The organism is Bradyrhizobium sp., assembly GCF_049691595.1.
Taxonomy (GTDB): domain Bacteria; phylum Pseudomonadota; class Alphaproteobacteria; order Rhizobiales; family Xanthobacteraceae; genus Bradyrhizobium.
On the sequence record NZ_JBAVNZ010000082.1, the window covers coordinates 1 to 3457 of the forward strand.

Annotated in this window: 4 protein-coding genes; all 4 read left to right on the forward strand. The window is 63.9% G+C overall.

Annotated features, from left to right (window positions below; genetic code table 11):
• A partial coding sequence (locus tag WCE35_RS04040) for a CDP-alcohol phosphatidyltransferase family protein (RefSeq protein WP_424592055.1) occupies nt 1–800 on the forward strand: 800 nt, incomplete at its 5' end.
• 140 nt (nt 801–940) lie between these two features.
• Complete coding sequence (locus WCE35_RS04045) at nt 941–1660, forward strand: RraA family protein (protein ID WP_424592056.1); 720 nt, start codon at nt 941–943, stop codon at nt 1658–1660.
• Nucleotides 1661–1738: 78 nt separating this feature from the next.
• A complete protein-coding gene (locus tag WCE35_RS04050) occupies nt 1739–2566 on the forward strand; it encodes an SDR family NAD(P)-dependent oxidoreductase (protein WP_424592058.1) in 828 nt (275 codons plus the stop codon).
• Nucleotides 2567–2818: 252 nt separating this feature from the next.
• Nucleotides 2819–3457, forward strand: a 639-nt coding sequence (locus WCE35_RS04055; protein WP_424592057.1) for a motility protein A, incomplete at its 3' end; no start/stop codon positions are given.

A 3457-nucleotide genomic window follows, 5' to 3' on the forward strand; every position in this document is an offset into this window, starting at 1 on the left:
TCGTCACGCTGCTCGCGCTTTGTGCCGGGCTGACCGCGATCCGCATGGCGTTCGAGAATCACTACGTGCTGGCCCTCGGCGCGATCGTATTCGCCGCGATCCTCGACGGCATTGATGGGCGTTTGGCGCGGTTCCTCAAGGGGACCTCGCGCTTTGGCGCCGAACTCGACAGCCTCGCCGACTTCGTCAATTTCGGCGTCGCGCCCGGACTGATCCTGTACTTCTGGCAGTTGCACGAACTCAAGAACGGCGGCTGGATCGCGGCGATGGTGTTTGCGATCTCTGGCGGCCTGCGGCTCGCCCGTTTCAACGCGACCATCGACGATCCGAACAAACCCGCCTTCGCGGTGAACTATTTTACCGGCGTCCCGGCGCCGGCCGGCGCGATCACCGTGCTGCTGCCGGTCTATCTCGCCTTCCTCGGCATCCCGATGCCGCCGGCGACCCTGACGGCGCTCTATACGCTGTTGATCGCGTTCCTGATGGTGTCGCGCCTGCCGGTATTTTCGGGCAAGACCGTGCGCATGCGCGTTCCGCCGGAAATGGTGCTGCCGGTGTTCGTCTCGGTGATCTTCTTCATCGCGCTGTTGATCAGTTATCCCTGGCACATTCTCTCGGTGGGTTCGGTGCTCTATCTCGTCAGCCTGCCATTGGGCTGGAAATCCTACCGCGATCATCAGCGCAAGGCCGCGGCGCCGGCCGCCACGCCCGCCGATCCCGGTGCGCCGCCGCAGTCGCCGACATTTTCACCCCCCGTTACGGATGCCGAACCGCAGGACCGGCCGGCCCGCCTGAACTGAGCGGCCCCGCGGGGATTCTAGCCCTCGAAATATCTGCCATGAGCGTTCGCCGAGTTGGGTTCACGCCCAATGTCGGGTATAGGCGGAGGCCGACCTGCGGCCGTAAAAAAGCTGCCCAAAAAAATCAGGAGAGAAACGCCGTGACCACCTCCGCTTCCGCCCTGCTACCCGCTTCCGTCCTTGAAGCGTTGGCGCGCTACGACACGCCGACGATCTGCAACGCGATGGAAATCGTGGCACCTGAGCGCCGCCTGATCGGCTACACGACGAAGCCGCTGGTCTGTCCGTTTCCCGACCTGCCGCCGATGGTCGGCTATGCGCGTACCGTGACGATCCGCTCGGTGCTGCAATCCGGCCTTCCGGCCGCCGAACAGGCCAAGCGCCGCATCGACTATTATGAATATGTCGGCACCGGCCACGGTCCGCGCATCACGGTGATCCAGGACATCGACGGCGCCGATGCCGGCTATGGCGCGTTCTGGGGCGAGGTGCAGAGCAACGTGCACAAGGCGCTCGGCTGTCTCGGCGTCATCACCGACGGCTCGATCCGCGATATCCCGCAATGGGCGCCCGGCTTCCAGGCGCTGGCCGGCTCGATCGGCCCGTCGCATGCCTGGGTGCATGCGGAGAGCTTTGGCGGCGAGGTGCGCGTCGCCGGAATGACGGTTCGCTCCGACGATCTGATTCACGCCGACCGCCACGGCGCGATCGTGATTCCGATCGACATCGCCGCCAAAATTCCTGATGCCGCCGAACTCTGCGGCCGCCGCGAGACGCCGATCCTGGAGATCGCCCGCAGCCCGGATTTTTCGCTCGAGAAGCTGAAAGCGGCGCTGAAGCGTTCGGCGGAGATTCACTGAGGGCTTTATTTTTTGCGCGTATTCTATTCGCAAAACCGGGGCCCAATTTTGCGGAAGGCGCGCCAGGAGCGCAACAACGTGAAGATGGACGGCAGGACCGTATTGATCACCGGCTCGACCGACGGCGTCGGCCGCCATGTCGCGGCCAGGCTTGCCGCCGCCGGCGCCAGGGTATTGATCCACGGCCGCGACAAGGCCCGGGCCGAAACCTTGCGCGACGAGATCAAGCGGGCCGGTGGCCGCGAACCCACGTTCTATCAGGCTGATCTGTCTTCGCTCGCCGCTACGCGCAGACTTGCGCAAGCGGTGCTCGCCGATCACGAACGGCTCGACGTTTTCGTCAGCAATGCCGGCATCGGATCGCAGACGGAAGGTCCGGAGCGGCGGACCAGTGCGGATGGATATGAACTGCGGTTTGCGGTGAATTACCTGTCCGGATTCCTGCTCGCGCACCTGCTGCTGCCGCTCCTGAAAGCGAGCGCGCCGTCGCGCATCGTCAATGTCGCCTCGCTCGGCCAGTACCCGATCGATTTCGACGACGTGATGATAACCAGGGGCTATGGCGGCAGCCGCGCCTATGCGCAGAGCAAGCTTGCGCAGATCATGTTCACCATCGATCTGGCCGAACAGCTCGGCGGATCCGGCGTGACCGTGAATTCGCTGCACCCGGCCACCTATATGAACACCACCATGGTGCGGGCCGGCGGCATCGCGCCGATCTCCACCGTCGAGCAGGGCGGCGAGGCGATCCTGCATCTGGTGACCGGTGACGACGTCGCCGGCACCAGCGGGCGTTTCTTCAACGGCATGCAGGAGGCCAAAGCCAATCCGCAGGCCTATGAGCCAGCCGCGCGCAGACGGCTGCGCGCGCTCAGCCTGGAATTGGCGGGCCTGCCGGCTTCGTGAGCGCGCGGCAAGACGCCCTGCGCGGATTATGGTTAGCAAAAGATTGAGATCGCGCTCGGGCCGCCGCACTGGTCGGCACGATTGTCGCTGTTTTGGCGGACGATTTCCTTAAAGGCGGCCGTACTCGGCTTTGGACGGGCTTAACCTTTACGCGTCTTTAATGGCCGCGACGTTAGGGTTGCCGTTGCACGGTTCGGATGGCCGCGTGCCGTCCAGGATGGCCGGCTGTAAGCGTAGGCGGTGGAGTCTCCCATGGATATCATGACGGGCGTCGGGCTCGTGTTCGGCATCGTTGTTGTTGCGACGATGGTGCTCATGGGTGGCGATCTGCACATGTTCATCAGCGAACATGCGATCATCATCATCTTCGGCGGATCGATCGCCGCCACCATGATCCGCTTCCCGCTCGGCGTCATGCTGCACGGTCTGCCGCTGGGGGCGAAATTCGCCTTCACGATGAGCCGGCTGTCCGCGCGCGACCTCGTCGACGAGCTCGCCCGCATCGCCGAAATCGCCCGCAAGCAGGGACCGGTCGGCCTGGAAAAAGTCGATACCGACGAGCCTTTCCTCGCCAAGGGCATCCGCTATGTCGCCGACGGCTACGATCTCGAATTTATCCGCGACAATATGGAGCGCGACCGCGACAATTTCCTGATGCATCTCGATGAGGGCAGCAAGATCTACCGCGCCATCGGCGACTGCGCCCCGGCGTTCGGCATGATCGGCACCCTGATCGGCATGGTGCAGATGTTCGCCAACATGACCGACCCCTCGAAGCTCGGGCCGTACATGGCAGTGGCGCTGCTCGCCACATTTTACGGCGCCGCCCTCGCCAATTTGTTTTGTTTGCCCATCGCCGACAAGCTCCATCTCAAGCTCGCCGACGAGGAC